Here is a 19122-nt window from a genome sequence, read left to right as displayed (position 1 = left end):
AGGCTGCACCAGACCGGCTGGTCACAATATCGTCACAATACCGATACAGAACGACGAAGGAGGGTTGACTATCGGAACGGCTCCCAGAACAATCAGAGGGGTGCATTTTCCCCCATCCCGTGGCGACGTTCCCCGTGACGACGTGAACCGTCGGCGTCGCCGTACCATCGCCGGTGTGATCGGCGCCGTTGCGGCAGTCGCGCTATCGGCAGGGGTGGGTGCCGCCGTCCAAAAATATACGGGCTGGAACCAGGCGGACTGGGATCATCACATCAGCATCCAGGAGCCCGGCATGCTCCCGCCGCTGCAGCAGGCCGTGGGAGTGAAGGAAAGCGGACCGTCCGCGCAGGACATTCCCGTGCAGCTGCGCCTGGTGGATAATCCCCGGCCGCTGGAGAACCTGCCGGAACCGGGGCGCATTTCTGAGGTGCGGATCAACTCCGCGGGACTGGACCGGCGTTACCTCGTTTACGTTCCCGAGAACGCGCAGCGCACCGGCGCGGACATAGCCGATCCGCTGCCCCTGATCCTCACTTACCACGGCTACAACGAATCCCCGCAGGACATTTCCCGCTACTCTGGGATGGAGCGAGCCGGTGGGATCGTGGTCTACCCGCTGGGCGTCAAGAAGTCCTGGGCGGGGGCTCCCTATGCGAAGAGCACGAAGGAGCAGGACCAGTGGTTCACCCGGGACATCATCGACCAGATCGCGTCCACGTATCAGGTGGACAATAACCGAATCTTCGCCGCCGGCATGTCCAACGGTGGCGGCTTCGTGTACGAGATGGCGTGCGACATGCCGGACATGTTTGCCGCGGTAGCGTCCGTGGCGGGCGCCTACTACACGGACACGTGGTCTGGCTGCGCCGGGCAGCAGGATGGCAGCTCTGGCGGTGCGAACCCCCAGGACACTCAGTTCCCCCGGAACACGTCCATCCCGTTCCTGGAGATTCACGGCCGCCAGGACGACCGCATTAAATACGAGGGTGGGCACCGCTACCGCACGGACTACCTGGCCGCGCCGAAGGCCACGGCGTTGTATGCACAGCGCTCAGGTTGCGAGGCCGCGCCCACCACCACCGCGGCAACGCCCCGTGTGTTGCGCACGCAGTGGACGAACTGCGCCGAGGGCAACGAGATCGTTCATCTTGCTATTACCGACGCCGGCCACGTCTGGCCTGGGGAAATCCAACAATTGAGCGGCGCCTCGGCCCTGGGGGATGCCCCGCAGGACACCACGGCGGTGACCGCCACCAGCGAGATCATCGCGTTTTTCACTCGCCATGGTCTGCAGAAGGCGCAGGGCTAAGACAGCCTACACGTCCAGTTCAATGTCATCCCACGGGGTGTGGGGGCTGCTCAGCCACGTCAACGCGTGCAGGCGCGCGCTGATAAAGCTGGACAGGGATGGGGTTTGTGGGTGCTCCACATCCCACCAGCGCATGCACGTGGAGTACTCCAGGTTGTCGGCCACCAGGTCCAGCTGTTGCATCGGCAGCTGAGAGGCATCCTTGCCCTCTCGATCCACGCTGCGCAGTGCCTTGCGCATGGCGGGGATGTTCGGCGTGTTGATCTCGCGGGGGGCTTGCAGCGTCAATCCCACAACCCAGCCCAGCGTTTCCGCCGCTGCAAAGGCGAAGTCCTGGCATGGCTGGGCGGCGTCGATCAGTTTGGATCCATACGTCACGGGCTGCTCGACTTCGCCTGCATCGGCGGGTTGGGCACGGCGGACGGCGTCGACGAAACTGCGTTCATGGTCCGTGAGATGCGTGAACGTCCGCTTCGAGCCAGCCTCGATGGTCTCGAAGGGTACGCTCTTGCCCTCGGAGACGTGCTTGGCGATGGAGCCCAGCACGGATAGGGTGACGGCGCGGTTAAACACGCTTTCGGCGTCGCGCAGCAGCAGCTCATCTTCGCTCCACACGGCCGGCAGGTTCTGCGGAATCTTGATGCCTATGTTCCACAGGTCTCCACGGATGGTGCGCATCCTCACCATCGCGCTGCCTGGGCGGGGCGCGGTCACTGCGTTCGACCCGTACGCCACCTGGGGGTCCAGCAGGTCAACGCCGCGGGGGTCGCGCACGGAGAAATCGGGCATGACGAACACGGAGTTCGACGCCTCAGCCCACTCCCGAAAGACTTCCAAATCTTCCACGGTGAACGTGTCGGGCACCTCAAAGACGTAGTGGCAATGAGTGTTTCGAATGTGATTGCGGGTGGCCAGCAGCGTGGCGGTCATCGTTCCTGCTCGTTCAAAGCCTTGGCGCAGGATGAAGTTCTCGAACTGGTAGAGGTGTTCGACTTCCTCGCGAGTATCTGGGTCCGTTGCCGAGGCAGTGACGACGCGGAAGCTGCTGGGCTCCAGCGGGAACCCGCCCACGGTGCGGGTGACGGTGGAGTAGGCGTTCAGAAAAGTGCTCATGGTTGTTGATGCTAGTGGATGCGCCGCCGGGGCATAAGGGGTTTGGTGAACGGCTCTGAAGAAAGGTGTAGAGCGCGGGGTGTAGGGGCAAGGGGTTAGAGTGGGTGCGTGACCACACCGCCATTTCACATTGTTTTTGACCAGCCGCAGATCCCCCAGAACACCGGCAACGCCATCCGATTGGCCGCGTGTACCGGCGCGGTGCTGCATCTGGCGCGCCCATACCTGTTTGACTTTCAGGATAAGAACTTGAAACGCGCCGGGCTGGATTACCACGACCTGGCTGTTGTTGAGGAGCACGACAGTCTGGATGAGGTGCTGACTCAGCTGGCTGACCAGGGCGGGGCCCGGGTGTTTGCCTTTAGTTCGCATGCCACTACGCCGTTTACGGATGTGGAGTTTCAGGAGGGGGATGTGTTGCTGTTTGGCTGCGAATCGGATGGGCTGTCCCAGGAGGCCTTGGCGGATCCGCGGATCACTCAGCAGGTGAGGATTCCCATGCTTCCTGCACGGCGCAGTATGAATCTGGCCAATTGTGCGTCCATCGCGGCTTATGAGGCGTGGCGTCAGCTGGGGTACCCCGGCGGGAGTTAACGCCCGGCTCGTGGAATAATTGTGGTCATGGCTGCAACCAAACTTGATGGAAAGATGTTCCGCGATGAGATTTTCGCGGATCTCGAACAGCGCGTCGCTGCGCTCAAGGACAAAGGCATTACCCCTGGCTTGGCCACGGTGCTGGTCGGCGATGACCCCGCCAGCCACTCCTACGTGCGCATGAAGCACAAGGACTGCGAGCAGATCGGCGTGAAGTCCATCCGCAAGGATCTGCCGGCGGACATCTCCCAGGAGGATCTGCACGCGGTGATCGACGAGCTGAACGCGGACCCCGAGGTCACGGGCTACATTGTGCAGCTTCCCCTGCCGAAGCACCTGGATGAGAACGCCGTGCTGGAGCGCATCGACCCCGCCAAGGATGCCGATGGCCTGCACCCCGTGAACCTGGGCAAGCTGGTGTTGAACGAGCCGGCACCCCTGCCGTGCACGCCCAACGGTGCGATCAGCCTGCTGCGTCGCTATGACATCCCACTGGACGGCGCCAAGGTGGTCGTCATCGGCCGCGGCGTGACTGTGGGACGCCCCATCGGGCTGATGCTTACTCGCCGCAGCGAGAACGCCACCACCACGCTGTGTCACACGGGCACCCAGGATCTGGCGGCGGAGACCCGCAACGCCGACGTGATCGTCGCGGCCGCTGGCGTACCACACATGCTGACGGCGGACATGATTAAGCCAGGGGCGGCCATCTTGGACGTGGGAGTGTCCCGCGGCGAGGACGGCAAGCTTGCCGGCGACGTGGCCCCGGAGTGCTGGGATGTGGCCGGGTTTATTTCCCCGAACCCCGGCGGAGTGGGCCCGCTGACCCGCGCGTTCTTGGTGTCTAACGTGGTGGAGCGTGCCGAGCGCGCTACGCAGTAACGCGCGAGGAAAAGAGTTCGAGGTGTCATCGCACAAGGAGCAGCCGGAGCATCCGCATATTGGTAGTGCCCGTGCCCAACTGTTGGAGAACCCCCATGATCGGGCGGTTCCCGCATCTAAGTTGGGCAGCGGCCTCCAGCGGGCGTTGGTGTTTCTCTTTGTGGCGGCCCTGGTGGGGGTGGCGGTGTTGTTGCTGCTGGATCACTGGCGACGCGGCTCGATGTTGTTGAGCCTGGCGTTGGTGTACCTCGGGCTGATCCGCTGGGTGGTGGATTCCCGCATTATGGGGGTGTTGGCTGTGCGCTCGCGGAAGTTTGATTGCTGCTTCACGCTCAGCCTGGGGGTGATGATCGGCTTCCTGGCCTTGAGTGTGGACCCGCTGATTTAACGCAGCACCGGCCCAGCCTCACCAGCCCAGCGCTACTCCACAGGCTTGGCGCTCAGCTGCTCCACTTTCCCCAGGAACTTCACCAGAATCTGCCCCATCTGGCGGCTTTCGATCAGGAAGCCATCGTGGCCGGTGGGGGAGGTGATCTTGGACAGCCCAATGAAGTCGCCCAGATTACGGGAGAGGTGTTCCTGCTGGTGCAGCGGGTACAGGATGTCCGTGTCCACGCCCACCACCATGGTCGGCACCTGGCTGGATCCCAACGCGGCGTTCATGCCGTTGCGTCCGCGCCCCACGTCGTGGCGGTTCAGTGCATCCGTCAGTACTGCATAGGTGCCGGGGTCGAAGCGCTTCTTCAAACGCTCGGCGTGCAGGTCCAGGTAGCTCTCCACGGCAAAGCGCTGGTCGGGGCTGCGGTAGGGGCCCAGGGGATTTTCGCCCACCTGTGGGTCGGTACCGAAGCGCTCGTCGATTTCCAGCTCACCGCGGTAGGTGAGGTGCGCGATGCGACGGGCCTGACCCATGCCCTCGGAGGGGGTGAGCCCGGTGCCGTAGTAGTCTCCACCCTGCCAGTGCGGGTCCGCCTCGATGAAGCGGATCTGGGTGGATTGGATTCCGATCTGCCATGCCGAGGCGCGGGCGGAGACCGCGATCGGCAGCGCCGCCAGCACCGTGTCCGGGTACATCAGCGTCCACTCCAGGGTGCGCGCCCCGCCCATGGAGGCGCCAATGATGGCATGGACCTGGGTGATGCCCAGAACCTCTAGCATCTTCTTCTCCGCGGTGACCATGTCGCGGATGGACAGGCCGGGGAAGCGGGAACCCCACGCCTTGCCGTCGGGGTGCGGGCTGCTGGGCCCCGTGGAGCCGTCGCAGCCGCCCAGGACGTTGGCGCAGAGCACCAGGTAGCGGTTCGTGTCGATGGGCTTGCCTTCTCCCACCATGTCTTCCCACCAGTCCACCACGTTGCCGTTGCCGGTCAGGGCGTGTTCCACCAGGATGATGGGCCGCTGGCGCAGATCGGTTCCGGGCAGCGGCCCTGCCGAAAACTCGGCGTAGTCCGCATCGCCCTCGGTCGCGGTGTAGAACGCGTGCAGTCGCAGGCTAACCTCGGGGATGGTCACACCGGCCTCGGTGACGAGGTCTCCGATGGCGATGTCCGTGTAGCCACCCGTGGCGGGGAGAAGATCGTAGTGCATGGGGGATCCTTAGAAGAGGCCTTATGAGATGGCGGCGAAGCCCTTGTCTAGGTCAGCGAGGATGTCCTCAATGTCCTCAATACCCACGGACAGGCGAACGGTTGCCTGGGAGATACCCGCGTTAGCCAGGTTCTCCTCCGTGGACTGAGAGTGCGTGGTGGAGGCCGGGTGCACCACCAGCGAGCGCACATCACCGATGTTCGCCAGGTTGGAGTGCAGCTGCAGGGCGTCGATGAACGCCCAGGCGGTGGCCTTCGGGTCCTTGTCGCCGGTGTTGAGGTCGAAGGACAGGACGGACCCGGTGTACTCCAGGCCCAGCTTCTCCTTCACGCTGTACCAGGGGGAGCTTTCCAGACCAGCGTAGTTGACCGTGGCCACCTGCTCCTTGCCCTGGAGGTATTCCGCCACCTTCAGTGCATTGGCGTTGTGCTGACGCACGCGCAGGCTCAGGGTGTCCAGGCCTTGCGCCACCACCCAGGCGTTGAAAGGGGACAGTGGGGCGCCGGTATCGCGCAGCAGGCCCGCGCGGGCCTTGAGACCGTAGGCGGTGGGGCCCAAGTCGGCGTACTTCAGGCCGTGGTAGGCGGGATCCGGGTTCACGAAGTCGGGGAACACCGGCTCGCCGTCTACCTCGACGGTCCAGTCGAAGGTGCCGCCGTCCACCAGGATGCCGCCGATGCCGGAGCCGTTGCCGGTGTAGAACTTGGTCAGGGACGCCACCACAATGTCCGCGCCCAGTTCCAGCGGGCGGGCTAGCACGGCCGTGGCGATGGTGTTGTCCACGATCAGCGGCACGTTGTGGCGGTGGGCAACCTCTGCGACGGCTGGGATGTCCAGCACGTCGGCCTGCGGGTTGGCGAAGGTCTCTCCGAAGAAGGCTTTGGTGTTGGGCTGTACTGCGGCGGCCCAGGACTCGGGGTCGTCAGGGTTGTCCACGAACGTGGTGGTGATGCCGAGCTTCGGCAGGGTCACCAGCAGCAGCGTCTCGGTGCCGCCGTACAGGCGGGGGCTGGCCACGATGTGGTCGCCGGAGCGGGCCAGGTTTAGAATGGCCGCGGTTTCGGCAGCCATTCCGGAGGCGAAGGCTACGGCGTACACGCCACCTTCGAGGTTGGCGATACGCTGCTCGACTACCTCCACGGTGGGGTTGGTTAGCCGAGTGTATATCGGGCCGGGGTCTTCCAGCGCGAAGCGTTGTTGCGCATGCTGGGCGTCGTTAAAAACGTAGCTGGAGGTGAAGTGTATGGGTAGGTTGCGCGCCCCCGTCTCGTCTACGCTCTGGCCGGCGTGGATTTGGCGGGTGGCAAAGCCCCAGTTGGACAGGTCATCATTGTTGTACTTAGGCATGTGACTAAGATTACGTCACCGAACCACCTAAAGTAAACCGCTCTGTCTATTTTTTTATTTTCGACGCCAAGTTTCCCCAGCGTGCACCCCCTCAACCAAACTGAACAGCTTGGTCTACTTTGGGGGTGCGCTGCGCGCGGCTAGCGCTTGAGGTCGTCGATGATCTTGTTGAAGGTTGCCGAAGGACGCATCACGGCACTGGCCTTCTCGTCGGATGGGCGGTAGTAGCCGCCGAGGTCGGCAGGGGAGCCCTGCTTCTCCTCCAGCTCAGCCACGATGGTCTTCTCCTCGGCCTCCAGAGCCTCGGCCACGGGGGTGAAGATCTCCGCCAGTTCCTTGTCCTTGGTCTGCTCAGCCAACTCGCGAGCCCAGAACTTCGCCAGGTAGAAGTGGGAACCGCGGTTGTCGATCTCGCCCACCGAACGGGAGGGGGACTTGTCCTCGTTCAGCACGGACTCGGTCGCCGCGTCCAGGGCGTCGCCCAGGATCGGGGTGCGTGGGTTGTTGTCCGTCTCCTGCAGCTTGCGCAGAGACTCGGCCAGGGCCAGGAACTCTCCCAGGGAATCCCAGCGCAGGTGGTTTTCCTCCTGGAGCTGCTGCACGTGCTTCGGGGCGGAGCCGCCGGCACCGGTTTCGAACAGTCCACCACCGGCGATCAGCGGAACCACGGACAGCATCTTGGCGGAGGTGCCCAGCTCCATGATGGGGAACAGGTCCGTCAGGTAGTCGCGCAGCACGTTACCGGTCACGGAGATCGTGTCCTCGCCCTTGCGGATGCGATCCAGGGAGAACTGGCACGCCTCCTCCGGGGACATGATGCGGATGTCCAGGCCGTCCGTGTCGTGATCCTTCAGGTACTTCTTTACCTGGTCGGCCACGTTGCGGTCGTGAGCGCGCTGCGGATCCAGCCAGAACACCGCGGGAGCTCCGGTGGCAGCAGCGCGGGTTACGGCCAGCTTCACCCAGTCCTGCAGTGGGATGTCCTTGGTCTGGCATGCGCGCCAGATGTCTCCGGCCTCTACCTCGTGCTCCAGCAGTACGTCACCGGCGGAGTTCAGGACCTGGACGCGGCCGGCGTCGCTGATGCGGAAGGTCTTGTCGTGGGAGCCGTACTCCTCGGCCTTCTGTGCCATCAGACCCACGTTCGGCACGGAGCCCATGGTGGTGGGGTCGAAGGCGCCGTTCTTGCGGCAATCGTCGATGACCACCTGGTACAGGCCTGCGTAGGAGGAGTCCGGAAGGATAGCCAGGGTGTCCTCGGTCTCGTTGTTCTTGTTCCACATCTGGCCGCTGGTGCGGATCATGGCTGGCATGGAGGCGTCCACAATCACGTCGGATGGGACGTGGAGGTTGGTGATGCCCTTGTCGGAGTTCACCATAGCCAGGCGAGGGCCATCGGCCAGGGCCTTGTCGAAGGCCTCGCGGATCTCCTCGCCGTTGTCCAGGTCAGCCAGGCCGTCCAGGATCGCGGCCAGGCCATTCTCACCGTTCAGACCGGCCTTCATCAGCTCCTCGCCGTACTCGGCGTAGACATCGGAGAAGTAGGCGCGCACTGCGTGGCCGAAGATGATCGGATCGGAGACCTTCATCATCGTGGCCTTGAGGTGCACGGACAACAGCACGTCCTCCGCCTTCGCGCGGGACACCTGGGCGCGGAGGAAGGAATCCAAGGCCTCGGCGTTCAGCACGGTAGCGTCGATAATCTCCTGCTCCAGAACGGGAAGGGATTCCTTTAATACGTCGGTCTCACCATTCGGTTTCACCAGCTGAATTGTCAGGGTGTCCTCGGCGGGAATAATGACGGACTTCTCATTGTGGCGGAAGTCGTTGGCCTCCATGGTGGCCACGTTCGTCTTCGAGTCCGCGGACCACTCGCCCATGGAGTGAGGGTGCTTGCGGGCGAAGTTCTTCACCGCCCGCGGCGCGCGGCGGTCGGAGTTACCTTCGCGCAACACCGGGTTCACGGCAGAGCCCTTGACGGAGTCATAGCGGGCCTGGGCGTCCTTCTCTTCCTCCGTGGTGGCCTCGGAGGGGTAATCCGGGAGGTCGTATCCAGCGGCCTGCAGCTCGGCGATAGCGGCCTTGAGCTGCGGAATGGAGGCGGAAATGTTGGGAAGCTTGATGATGTTGGCATCAGGGGCCTTGGCGAGTTCGCCGAGTTCGGCGAGCGCATCGTTGACCTGTTGGTCCTCGGGAAGCGTGTCATTAAACGCTGCCAAGATGCGAGCAGCCAAAGAGATATCTCGCGTCTCGACCTCAACGCCAGTGGTGGAAGCGAAGGCCTCAACGATGGGCAACAAGGAGTAGGTTGCTAACAGTGGGGCTTCGTCGGTGCGAGTGTAAATGATCTTAGCCATCGGCTTGTGTCTCCCTAGCTATTGCGATTTTTCACGTTTACCTCACAACAATACGTCAAAAGACCAAACTGTGTATCTTACGGGTAGGGTTGGTGACTTGTCAGTAATATTCCGAAAGTTTTTATAACTATTTTTTAAGAGCATTTCCGAACTATCACGGGAGATACATCGAGATACATGGATAGCAATTCTTCCACCACCAACACCCCCACGACCTCCCACACACCACGTTTGCGGCGGCGGCCCATCCCGCGCCAGACGGAGATGGGCCGTCGGCGTCGGATCATCACAATGATCGCCATGGCGTTGGGCGGGTTCGGCATCGGTACCACGGAATTCGTGGCGATGGGCCTGCTCAACCTGGTGGCCACGGACTTCGGCATCACCGAAGACCAGGCTGGGCATGCCATTTCCGCCTACGCGCTCGGCGTGGTCGTGGGAGCCCCGCTGATTACAACGCTCACTGGATCCATTCCCCGTCGACGCCTAGCTCTCATCCTCATGGCCGCCTTCACCATCGGCAACGCCATGACGGTCTTTGCGCACTCCTATGAAGTCCTGCTGCTGTCCCGCTTCATCGCAGGTTTCCCGCACGGCGCCTACTTCTCCGTCACCGCCCTCATCGCCGCCTCCATGGCGCCGGAGGGCAAGCGCGGAAAGTCCATCGCCCTGGTGTCCATGGGCCTGTCCGTGGCTACCGTCATCGGCGTGCCCATCGCGCAATGGCTCGGCGTGCGCTTTGGCTGGAACACCGCATTCCTCATGGTGGCCATCATCGGACTGGTGACCTTCACAGCCCTGTGGTTCACGGTTCCGCACATGACCCTCATGCCCAAGACCAAGCCCCTCACTGAACTGGGCGCGCTGGTCAACAGCCAGGTGCTGTTCACCCTGGCCATCGGCACAGTCGGCTTCGGCGGCATGTTCGCCGTGTACACCTACATCACCTGGACCCTGACGGAAAACGCCGGCTTTTCCGCCGACAAGATCTGGATCGCGCTGATGACCTACGGCATCGGCATGATGCTCGGCACCTACGTGGGCGGCCTGCTGGCCGACCGCAACCTGGAGTACACGATCTTAAGCACGCTGCTGTTCTTGATCGTGGTGCTCAGTGCGTTCTACTTCACGTCCCACAATGCGGTCGCGGGCATCGTGAACTTCGGTGTGATCGCCTTCGGCGGATCGGCGCTGGTGCCCAGCCTCCAAACGCGCCTGATGGACGTGGCCGGAGACGCCCAGACGCTGGCCGCGGCCCTGAACCACTCCGCGCTGAACGCGGCGAACGCCACCGGCGCCGCGGTCGGTGGCGCGGTGATCGCCGCGGGCCTGGGTTACTCCACCCCGGCTCTGGCCGGTGCCGTGATGGCGTTCTGTGGCGCGCTGATCTGGATCCCCGCCTTCCTGTTGCGCCGCAAGCACGGCGACAAAGCCAAGACACTTGCTGTGTAGGGCCACCGCGTTATGCTGGGGCATATGTCTGAACAAGCTGCTACTTATGGTTCGTTACGCACGCCGGCGTCGGATTCATTGACGGTCGCGACGGTCAACGTCAATGGCATCCGCGCGGCGGCCAAGGTCCGCAACGAGAACAACCACGGCATTCTGCCCTGGCTGGAGGACACGCCCGCGGACGTGGTACTGCTGCAGGAAGTCCGGGCAGACCAGGATCAGGCCCACAAGGCACTTGGCCCTGCGCTGGACGCGGGCTGGCACCTGGAGCTCGCGCCGGCAGCCGCGAAGGGCCGCGCCGGGGTGGGCATCCTCTCCCGCCGCGAGCTGAGCGACGTGCGCGTGGGCTTTAGCGAGAAGGGCCACGCGGGCGCCGAGGAGTTCGACGATGCCGGTCGTTTCCTCAGCGCCGCCGTGGACACCAGCTTCGGCCCGGTTCGTGTGGCGAGCCTGTACCTGCCCAGCGGCAGCGTGGGCAGCGAAAAGCAGGACGAGAAGTACCGTTTCCTGGATAGCTTCTCCGAGTACCTGCATGACTACGCCACGGAGGCCGAATCCGGTACGGAGCTGGAGATGGTGGTCGGCGGCGACTGGAACATCTGCCACAGCCGCGCCGACCTGAAGAACTGGCGCGCCAATCGTGCGAAATCCGGATTCCTCCCCGACGAGCGAGCCTTCCTGGACAACCTGGTGGGCACCTACCCGCACTCCGCTACCCAGATCGGCGACGAGCTGGACTTCGGCGCCAAGGGCAACCCCGGCGGCGTGCCCGGCCACTTCTTCGGGGCCGTGGACTACCAGCCCAGCGAGGCCGCCACGAAGCGCCTGCACGACGGCGCGGCGCAGTACCCGAAGTGGTTCGACGTGCACCGCCGGATCTGCCCCGAGGAATCCGGGCCGTACTCGTGGTGGACGTGGCGCGGCCAGGCCTTTAACAACGACGCCGGCTGGCGTATCGACCTGCAGATCGCCACGTCCGAGCTTGCGCAGCGCGGCATCTCGGCCGCCAACGCTGCCGTGGACAAGGCCGCCACGGTGGAGGAGCGGTGGTCCGATCACTCCCCAGTTCTCATCGAATACGCGGCGAGCTGATGCTGAGCGTCCTCTACGTCATTGGAATTACCGCCGAGGCGATGACCGCTGCTTTGGCGGCGGGCCGGCAGCGCATGGACATCTTCGGTGTGATGATGATCGCTGCCGTCACCGCCTTCGGCGGGGGAGTGGTCAGGGATGTGCTGCTGGATCACTACCCGATGCGGTGGGTCGCCGAGCCGATCTACCTGATGATCGTGTTGGCGGCGGCGTTGCTGACGGTGCTTGCCAGCTTCCTGATGGACTACTTCCGAACCATCTTCCTGGTGCTGGACGCCATCGGCCTGTCGGCGTTTTCCGTGCTGGGTACGCAGGTGGCCATGTCCTTAGGACACGGCCTGCTGATCGCGATCGTGGCCGCGGTGGTCACGGGTGTGTTCGGCGGAATCCTGCGCGATATTTTCTGCGACCGCGTGCCGTTGGTGTTCTCTGAGGAACTGTATGCCAGCGTGGCGATCGTGGCGGCGTGCCTGTACTTCGGGCTGGTGACCTTCACCGGCAGCACGCAGCTAGCGGTGATGGTGACGCTGGTGGTGGCGATTGTGCTGCGCCTGCTGGCGATTTACTACAACATCTCCCTGCCGGTCTTCGAGTACCAGGACAAGGAGTACCAGAGGGATCCCGCCGGGCGCCTGACGCTGTGGGTGCTGAACAAAGCCGGTGTTCGCCGGCGGGTGCGCAAGAAGCGGACGATCACCAATAGGCGTGAGAATCGGCGTGACCGAGGGGAGTAAAGTAGTTCAGCATGAGCAACCCCGACGCAGCCGAAGGTACAGCACCAGTGAAGAAGCAGCGAGTCGTCTCCGGCTTGCAACCCACCAGCGATTCCTACCACCTGGGTAACTACCTGGGAGCGGTGAAACAGTTCATCCAACTGCAGGATGACTACGAGGCGTTCTACTTCATCCCTGACCAGCACGCCATCACCGTTCCGGGCTACAACCCCAAGGATCTGCGCACCCGCACGCTGGCGGGTGCGGCCCAACTGCTGGCTTTGGGCATTGACCCGGAGCGTTCCACGCTGTTCGTGCAGTCCCACGTACCTGAGCACGCGCAGCTGGCCTGGGTGCTCATGTGTATCACCGGGGACGGGGAAGCCCGCCGCATGACGCAGTTCAAGGACAAGTCCGCTAAGCAGGGCAATGACAACACCACCTCGGGCCTGTACGCTTACCCCATGCTGATGGCGGCAGACATCCTGCTGTACCGCCCACACCTGGTGCCGGTGGGTGAGGATCAGCGCCAGCATCTGGAGCTGACCCGCAACCTGGCCGAGCGTTTCAACTCCCGCTACAAGAAGACCTTCGTGGTGCCGGAAGGGTTCATCCCCGAGGGAGCCTCCAAGATCTACGACCTGCAAAACCCCACCGCCAAGATGTCCAAGTCCACGGACAACCCCAAGGGACTCATCAACCTCTTGGATGACCCGAAGGTCTCCGCCAAGCGCATCCGTTCGGCCGTGACGGACAACGATGGTGAGATTCGCTACGACAAGGAACAGAAGCCGGGCGTGTCTAACCTTCTGGTGATTCAGTCGGCGATGTCTGGCAAGACCATTGAGGAGATCGTGGCCGGCTACCAGAACTCCGGTGCCGGATACGGCGACCTGAAAAAGGACACGGCCGAGGTCCTAGAGGAGTTCTGCGGACCGCTGCGCGCGTCCTTCGACGAGTACATGAACGACCGTGCGGAGCTGGAGCGCGTGCTGGCGCGGGGAGCGGAACGCGCACGTGAGATCGCCTCCAAGACGGTGGAGCAGGTCTACGAACGGGTAGGGTTCCTCGCCGGCCAGTAGGCCTGTGTGAGTGAGCCCGCTCGGGCGTCCCTAGCCTTCCCCAGTCTTCTTCGCCGATCCGTCGCCCCGCTTTAGGGTATTTTCGTTAGAGATGTAGCTTTTTAGCGCAATTGTGAATTTCTAGCGTTTTTGAGAGGACCCGTTTTCCCTATGCCCACGCACACCACAACCGGCCCGGCGAAGGAATCTTTGGATGACTACGGAGTGGAGCGCACACGTCAAGATGAGCCCCCGGCCCTAGAGAAGTACCGCGAGAAGTGGCCGTGGTTCGACCACGTCATGCGGATGCAGGAACGCTACACCGATCAGGGCGGCAACCAGTTCGCCGCCGGCATTACCTACTTCTCTGTACTATCCATGTTCCCACTGCTCATGCTGGTGCTGGCCATCACCCTGATGGTCCTGGCCGGAAACCAAGAGATGATGGATAGCGTGACGGAGAAGATCTCCTCCATGGGCGAAGGCGGCATGGGGGACACGGTGAACTCCATCGTGGAACAGGCCACCGAGCAGGCCGGATCCATCTTCTCCATCGGTCTGCTCTTGGCCCTCTGGACGGGCCTGAGCTGGATTGGAAACCTGCGCATGGGCGCATCCTCCATGTGGAAGGTCTCCGGAACCGCCGATAACTTCATCAAGGGCAAGCTGTCCGACCTGATTGTGCTCATTGGCCTGCTGATCGCCCTGATCGTTGCGTTTGCCGTCACCACCATTGGTAACTCCGGTTTGACGCTCCGCCTGCTGGACCTGGTGGGTCTGCAGGACATCCCCGGTATCCGTTACATCACCTTCGGGGTGGCCCTGGTAGTTGGTTTGCTGGCCAACTTCGTGGTGTTCACATGGATGCTGGGATCCCTGCCGCGCGTGAAGACTCACCGCAAGTCCGTCTTCAAGGCAGCGGTGATCGGCGCCGTGGCCTTCGAGGTCTTCAAGCAGTTCGCCACGATGTTCTTCTCCAACGCGCTGAGCAATCCCGCCGGTGCGGCCTTCGGACCGATCATCGGTCTGATGGTGCTGATGTACTTCATCTGGCGCATCACCCTGTACTGCTCCGCATGGGCAGCCACCACCCCAGAATCTCTGGCGCTTCTGCCACCCGCCGTGCCGTCCGCCGCGGTCATCCGCGTGCGCCAGGAAGTGCGTACCGGTTCTAACGACTCCGTGCGCGCCGGGCTTGTGGGATCGGGCGCTGCCATTGGCGTGCTGATGGGCGGAGCCCTGGGCATGCTGCTGGGCGGACGTAAGAAGTAGCCCAGAGAACTAGCTCTTGTAGAATGGTCAGTCATGATTGATCCCAACGTGATTGCACAGCTTCCCAAGGTAGAACTCCACGACCACCTGGACGGCGGGCTCCGTCCGGCAACTATCGTGGAGCTGGCCGAGAAGATCGGCTACCAGCTGCCCACCACCGATCCCGACAAGTTGGAACAGTGGTTCTACGACGCGGCGAACTCGGGGGATCTGCCCACCTACCTCACCACCTTCGACCACACCACCGCGGTGATGCAGACCGAGGAGTCGCTGGTGCGCGTGACGCGGGAGGCCGTGGAAGACCTGGCTGCGGACAACGTGGTCTATGCAGAGCTGCGCTACGCCCCAGAGCAGCACCTATCCGAGGGGCTGTCCCTGCAGCAGGTGGTGGACGCCACCGTTCAGGGCGTGAAGGAAGGCGAGCGCCTGGTTGCAGAGCGCGGCGGCCAGATCCACGTCCGCTTGATCCTGTGCGCTATGCGCCACGCGGATCGCTCCGCGGAGATCGCCCAGCTGACCGCGGACAACTACGGCCCACATTCCCCAGGCGAAGGCTACGTGGTGGGATTCGACATCGCCGGAGCAGAGTTCGGATTCCCACCGTCCAAGCATGCCGAAGCCTTCCAGATCCTGCGGGAGAACCTGGTTCCGTTCACTATTCATGGAGGTGAAGCGGACGGCGTCGAATCACTGAAGGACGCACTGGGGCAGGGAGCACGACGCATCGGTCACGGCGTACGGGTCTACGAGGATTTCGAGGCGACGATGAGCGGCATCGAATTGGGTCCCGTTGCGCGATTCATGCGCGATCAGCAGATTCTTCTAGAGGTATGTCCTACGTCGAATACGCAAACGGGAGTGTGCGATACCATCGCCGATCACCCATTTAATTTGCTCTACGATATGGGCTTTAATTTGTCCATTAATACGGATAATCGCCTGGTTTCTGGAACCACCATGACCCAGGAATATGTGCGTTTGGCCGAGGATTTCGATTTCGAATATTGGCAATTCCTGGAATTCACCACGAATGCTTTGGATGCGGCCTGGGCGGATCAGGATCTGAAGCAGCACCTGCTGCGTGAGGTGATATATCCAGCGTTCGCGGAGCTCGGATTGGGTGAGTCTGCTGAGGATGAGGATGCGGACGACCAGCACGCTCACACCCACTCCCACGTGTCCCATGGTCTGAAGGGATTGCACGGCGCGCCTGCATTGGGCGAGGAGGACGTGGAGCTGTCCATGGAGACGCTGAAGGCGGAGTTGGAAACGCTGGGATTGAGCCTGGACGATGACGCTGAGTCCGACGAGGACAAGTAACGCGCACAAAAAGCCCGCTGAGGGCATCTGAATCGTTTTAGATAGCCTTGATGTAGTTTGACTAGCAGCTATGAGCTGCGAAAAACTACATTCCGTGGACTGTGCAACAAAGAGAATAAAGGCCGTGGGCGCGGTGATCCTCGCCGGCGTCCTGACCTTGGCCGCGGGATGCTCCGCCACCGGCGGGAAGCAAGCAAAAGAAGCCGCAGGCATCACCGGCGGAGGAGTGGACACTCCCCGCTACACCGTGGCCATGATTAGCCACGGCGCACCGGGGGACACCTTCTGGGACCTGGTGCGCGCCGGCGCGGAGGACGCCGCGAAGAAAAACAACCTGGAGCTGCGCTACTCCAGCAACCCCCAGGCGCCCGAGCAGGCGAACCTTGTGCAAAATGCGATCGACTCCCACGTGGATGGCATCGCTCTGACTCTGCCCAACGCCGACGCGCTCGGCCCCGTCGCGCGCAAGGCCGCACAGGACAACATCACCACGGTGGGGCTGAACGCCGGCATGAGCGACTACAGCAAGTACGGCATCTCTGCTTTCTTCGGACAGGACGAAACCGTCTCTGGGGAAGCGGCAGGGAAGCGCCTGGCGAAAGAAAAGGCCCGCAAGGTGCTGTGTGTCATCCACGAGCAGGGTAACTCCTCTCAGGAGTCCCGGTGCGCGGGCGTGAAGAAGGGGCTGGGTAGCGCCGGCTCCATGGAAATCCTCTATGTCAACGGGATGGATCTGACCAGTGTGGAATCCACCGTGGAGGCCAAGCTTGCCCAGGACAAGAGCGTGGACTGGATCATGGGCCTGCAGGCGCCCGTGGCGATGACCGCGCAGAAGGCAGCGGATGCCGCTGGCTCACAGGCGAAAGTCGCCACGTTCGATACGGACTCCGCGCTGGTGAACGCCATTCAGCAGGGAAAGATTGCCTTCGCGATCGACCAGCAGCCCTACCTGCAGGGATACATGGCCATCGACGCCCTATGGCTGGCGAAGCGCAACGGCTCCATGCCGGGCGGCGGACAGCCCGTCTATACCGGCCCCAGCTTCATTGATCAGTCCAACGTGGACACCATCGCCGACGCAGCACAGGCGGGGTTGCGATGACTCTCAAAAACATGACGGTCAGCGTGTTAAAACGTCCGGAGTTCACCAGCGTTCTGGGTGCGGTGGCGATTTTCATTCTGTTCATGATCGTGGCTGAGCCTTTCCGCCAGCTCTCGGCCGTAGCGACCGTGCTGTATTCGGCCTCCACCATCGGTATCATCGCCGTGGCGGTGGGGCTGCTGATGATCGGCGATGAGTTTGACCTCTCCTCCGGCGTGGCAGTGACCACCTCCGCGCTGGCGGCGACGATGCTGAACTACAACTTTGGCCTGAAATCCTGGGTGGGCGTGTTCCTGTCCCTGCTGATCGCGCTGGCCATTGGTGCGTTCAACGGCTACATGGTCACGCGCACGGGCATTGCCAGCTTCCTGATTACGTTGTCCGTGTTCTTAGGCCTGCAGGGCATCAACCTGGCGGTCACCAAGCTGGTGACCGGCCAGGTGGCCACTCCGTCCATTGCGGACATGGAAGGCTTCAACTCAGCCCGGGCGGTCTTTGCCTCCTCCCTGACGATCGGTGGGGTAGAGGTCAAGATCACGGTACTGTGGTGGCTGCTGTTCGTGGCTATCGCATCCTTTGTGCTGTTTAAGACGCGCTTCGGCAACTGGATCTTCGCCGTCGGTGGCGACGCGGAAGCCGCCCGTGCCGTGGGCGTTCCCGTACGCAGGGTGAAGATTATCCTGTTCATGCTGGTCGGCTTCGCCACCTGGTTTGTGGGTATGCACAACCTCTTCGCCTTCGATTCCATTCAGGCCGGCCAGGGCGTGGGCAATGAGTTCATCTACATCATCGCGGCCGTGATCGGTGGCTGCTCCATGACCGGTGGCCGAGGAACCGCCATTGGCACAGCCGTGGGCGCCCTCATTTTCGGCATGACCAGCCAGGGCATTGTGTACGCCGGCTGGAACCCCGATTGGTTCAAGTTCTTCTTAGGTGCGATGCTGCTCTTTGCCGTGCTGACCAATAACTCCGTTTCTAAGTTCACCAAGGAGCGCAAATGAGTGACCACAACACGGCAGCGCCCGCCAACCCAGAGGCAGCATCCGCGAACCCAGAGCCCATTGTCCAACTAGTGGGCGTGGATAAAGCTTATGGGGATATCTCAATCCTGAAGGACATTAATCTCACTATTATTCCCGGCCAGGTGACGTGCGTGCTGGGGGATAACGGCGCGGGTAAATCCACGCTGATTAAAATCCTGGCCGGCCGCCACCCGCACAGCGCGGGCCAGCTCTTAGTGGATGGCGAAGAAGTCCACTTTAAAAGCCCGAAGGACTCCCTGGACCGCGGAATCGCCACGGTCTACCAGGACCTGGCGGTGGTGGGACAGATGTCCGTGTGGCGCAATTTCTTCCTCGGTCAGGAACTCACCGGCCGATTCGGAACCCTCAAGGCCGATCAGATGCGCAGCATTGCCGCCGACGAGCTGAAGAAGATGGGCATCGACCTTCCCAACGTGGACATGGAGATTGCGAACCTGTCCGGCGGGCAGCGCCAGGTGGTGGCGATCGCCCGCGCCTTGTACTTCGGCGCGCGCGTGCTGATCCTGGACGAGCCCACCGCGGCGCTCGGCGTGAAGCAATCCGGCATGGTGCTGCGGTTTGTGAAGGCCGCGGCGGATCGCGGCGTGGCCGTCATCCTCATCACCCACAACCCGCACCACGCCCATCTGGTGGGGCACCACTTCGTGCTGCTGAACATGGGCCGCCAGACCTTGGATGCCAGCTACACCGACGTGACCCTGGAGCAACTCACCCTGGAGATGGCCGGCGGCGGGGAATTGGATACTTTGTCCCACGAACTGGAACGCTAGCCGTAGTGGATATCGGTGACGACCTCGCCGGATTGTGTCTGCTGCGGCGGTGACTGGGGGTAATACTCGGATCCTTAACAACGAGGTTGATTACTCCTCGCCGTGTTA

The 19122-nt window shown here is 62.6% G+C and carries 17 protein-coding genes; 13 read left to right on the top strand and 4 right to left on the bottom strand.

What is annotated here, in order from left to right; all coding sequences use genetic code 11:
• Positions 1–100: 100 nt before the first annotated feature.
• Positions 101–1309, top strand: coding sequence for a PHB depolymerase family esterase (locus GC425_RS03870; RefSeq protein ID WP_151843764.1), 1209 nt, complete (start codon positions 101–103; stop codon positions 1307–1309).
• A 6-nt stretch (positions 1310–1315) separates the two neighbouring features.
• Here the strand turns inward: GC425_RS03870 and GC425_RS03865 are convergent, their stop codons facing one another.
• Entirely contained in the window at positions 1316–2422 is a 1107-nt protein-coding gene (locus GC425_RS03865) for a DUF4272 domain-containing protein (RefSeq protein ID WP_192930345.1), read from the bottom strand.
• 108 nt (positions 2423–2530) lie between these two features.
• On the opposite strand from GC425_RS03865, the gene GC425_RS03860 reads away from it, so the two are divergent.
• Genes GC425_RS03860 through GC425_RS03850 form a run of 3 tightly spaced genes read left to right on the top strand, consistent with a single transcriptional unit; the run spans position 2531 to position 4286 of the window.
• Entirely contained in the window at positions 2531–3016 is a 486-nt protein-coding gene (locus GC425_RS03860; protein WP_151843766.1) for a tRNA (cytidine(34)-2'-O)-methyltransferase, read from the top strand.
• Between the two features lie 27 nt (positions 3017–3043).
• Positions 3044–3898: a bifunctional methylenetetrahydrofolate dehydrogenase/methenyltetrahydrofolate cyclohydrolase gene (locus GC425_RS03855; RefSeq protein WP_151842092.1), complete on the top strand. Its 855-nt coding sequence runs from the start codon at positions 3044–3046 to the stop codon at positions 3896–3898.
• Between the two features lie 22 nt (positions 3899–3920).
• Positions 3921–4286 carry a DUF3017 domain-containing protein gene (locus GC425_RS03850; RefSeq protein WP_225723483.1) on the top strand — a complete coding sequence of 122 codons (366 nt, stop codon included), beginning with the start codon at positions 3921–3923 and terminating at the stop codon, positions 4284–4286.
• A 32-nt stretch (positions 4287–4318) separates the two neighbouring features.
• Here the strand turns inward: GC425_RS03850 and GC425_RS03845 are convergent, their stop codons facing one another.
• The 3 genes from GC425_RS03845 to GC425_RS03835 all read right to left on the bottom strand — a co-directional run bounded on the left by GC425_RS03845 (position 4319) and on the right by GC425_RS03835 (position 9189).
• Positions 4319–5485, bottom strand: coding sequence for a homoserine O-acetyltransferase (locus GC425_RS03845; RefSeq protein ID WP_151843767.1), 1167 nt, complete (start codon positions 5483–5485; stop codon positions 4319–4321).
• Between the two features lie 21 nt (positions 5486–5506).
• Entirely contained in the window at positions 5507–6832 is a 1326-nt protein-coding gene (locus GC425_RS03840) for an O-acetylhomoserine/O-acetylserine sulfhydrylase (protein WP_151843768.1), read from the bottom strand.
• Between the two features lie 140 nt (positions 6833–6972).
• Positions 6973–9189, bottom strand: coding sequence for an NADP-dependent isocitrate dehydrogenase (locus GC425_RS03835; protein WP_151843769.1), 2217 nt, complete (start codon positions 9187–9189; stop codon positions 6973–6975).
• Between the two features lie 177 nt (positions 9190–9366).
• Between GC425_RS03835 and GC425_RS03830 the strand changes: the two genes are divergently transcribed.
• The 9 genes from GC425_RS03830 to GC425_RS03790 all read left to right on the top strand — a co-directional run bounded on the left by GC425_RS03830 (position 9367) and on the right by GC425_RS03790 (position 19014).
• Positions 9367–10641: an MFS transporter gene (locus GC425_RS03830; RefSeq protein ID WP_151843770.1), complete on the top strand. Its 1275-nt coding sequence runs from the start codon at positions 9367–9369 to the stop codon at positions 10639–10641.
• Between the two features lie 24 nt (positions 10642–10665).
• Positions 10666–11733: an exodeoxyribonuclease III gene (locus GC425_RS03825; protein ID WP_151843771.1), complete on the top strand. Its 1068-nt coding sequence runs from the start codon at positions 10666–10668 to the stop codon at positions 11731–11733.
• Entirely contained in the window at positions 11730–12467 is a 738-nt protein-coding gene (locus GC425_RS03820) for a trimeric intracellular cation channel family protein (RefSeq protein ID WP_202879019.1), read from the top strand. Before GC425_RS03825 ends, GC425_RS03820 begins: the two co-directional genes overlap by 4 nt.
• An 11-nt stretch (positions 12468–12478) precedes the next feature.
• A complete protein-coding gene (gene trpS, locus GC425_RS03815) occupies positions 12479–13528 on the top strand; it encodes a tryptophan--tRNA ligase (protein ID WP_151842085.1) in 1050 nt (349 codons plus the stop codon).
• Between the two features lie 150 nt (positions 13529–13678).
• Entirely contained in the window at positions 13679–14779 is a 1101-nt protein-coding gene (locus tag GC425_RS03810) for a YhjD/YihY/BrkB family envelope integrity protein (protein ID WP_151843773.1), read from the top strand.
• 33 nt (positions 14780–14812) lie between these two features.
• Positions 14813–16099 (top strand): adenosine deaminase, encoded by a 1287-nt coding sequence (locus GC425_RS03805; RefSeq protein WP_151843774.1) that lies wholly within the window; start codon positions 14813–14815, stop codon positions 16097–16099.
• A 94-nt stretch (positions 16100–16193) separates the two neighbouring features.
• On the top strand, positions 16194–17201 hold the full coding sequence (locus GC425_RS03800; RefSeq protein ID WP_231699668.1) for a substrate-binding domain-containing protein: 1008 nt from the start codon (positions 16194–16196) through the stop codon (positions 17199–17201).
• Entirely contained in the window at positions 17198–18202 is a 1005-nt protein-coding gene (locus GC425_RS03795; RefSeq protein ID WP_231699669.1) for an ABC transporter permease, read from the top strand. The genes GC425_RS03800 and GC425_RS03795 overlap by 4 nt, the downstream gene beginning before the upstream one ends.
• Positions 18199–19014 carry an ATP-binding cassette domain-containing protein gene (locus tag GC425_RS03790; RefSeq protein ID WP_151843776.1) on the top strand — a complete coding sequence of 272 codons (816 nt, stop codon included), beginning with the start codon at positions 18199–18201 and terminating at the stop codon, positions 19012–19014. Before GC425_RS03795 ends, GC425_RS03790 begins: the two co-directional genes overlap by 4 nt.
• The last annotated feature ends 108 nt before the right edge of the window (positions 19015–19122 follow it).

The sequence above is a fragment of the Corynebacterium sp. zg254 genome (assembly GCF_024701495.1).
Classification (GTDB): domain Bacteria; phylum Actinomycetota; class Actinomycetes; order Mycobacteriales; family Mycobacteriaceae; genus Corynebacterium; species Corynebacterium zhongnanshanii.
This window is presented reverse-complemented; position numbering and strand designations above follow the sequence as displayed.

Excerpts from the sequence above, each read along its gene's own strand:
- GC425_RS03865 (WP_192930345.1), bottom strand. The coding sequence starts at position 2,422 with ATGAGCACTTTTCTGAACGCCTACTCCACCGTCACCCGCACCGTGGGC.
- GC425_RS03855 (WP_151842092.1), top strand. The coding sequence starts at position 3,044 with ATGGCTGCAACCAAACTTGATGGAAAGATGTTCCGCGATGAGATTTTC.
- GC425_RS03845 (WP_151843767.1), bottom strand. The coding sequence starts at position 5,485 with ATGCACTACGATCTTCTCCCCGCCACGGGTGGCTACACGGACATCGCC.
- GC425_RS03840 (WP_151843768.1), bottom strand. The coding sequence starts at position 6,832 with ATGCCTAAGTACAACAATGATGACCTGTCCAACTGGGGCTTTGCCACC.
- GC425_RS03835 (WP_151843769.1), bottom strand. The coding sequence starts at position 9,189 with ATGGCTAAGATCATTTACACTCGCACCGACGAAGCCCCACTGTTAGCA.
- GC425_RS03830 (WP_151843770.1), top strand. The coding sequence starts at position 9,367 with ATGGATAGCAATTCTTCCACCACCAACACCCCCACGACCTCCCACACA.
- GC425_RS03825 (WP_151843771.1), top strand. The coding sequence starts at position 10,666 with ATGTCTGAACAAGCTGCTACTTATGGTTCGTTACGCACGCCGGCGTCG.
- trpS (WP_151842085.1), top strand. The coding sequence starts at position 12,479 with ATGAGCAACCCCGACGCAGCCGAAGGTACAGCACCAGTGAAGAAGCAG.
- GC425_RS03810 (WP_151843773.1), top strand. The coding sequence starts at position 13,679 with ATGCCCACGCACACCACAACCGGCCCGGCGAAGGAATCTTTGGATGAC.
- GC425_RS03805 (WP_151843774.1), top strand. The coding sequence starts at position 14,813 with ATGATTGATCCCAACGTGATTGCACAGCTTCCCAAGGTAGAACTCCAC.
- GC425_RS03795 (WP_231699669.1), top strand. The coding sequence starts at position 17,198 with ATGACTCTCAAAAACATGACGGTCAGCGTGTTAAAACGTCCGGAGTTC.
- GC425_RS03790 (WP_151843776.1), top strand. The coding sequence starts at position 18,199 with ATGAGTGACCACAACACGGCAGCGCCCGCCAACCCAGAGGCAGCATCC.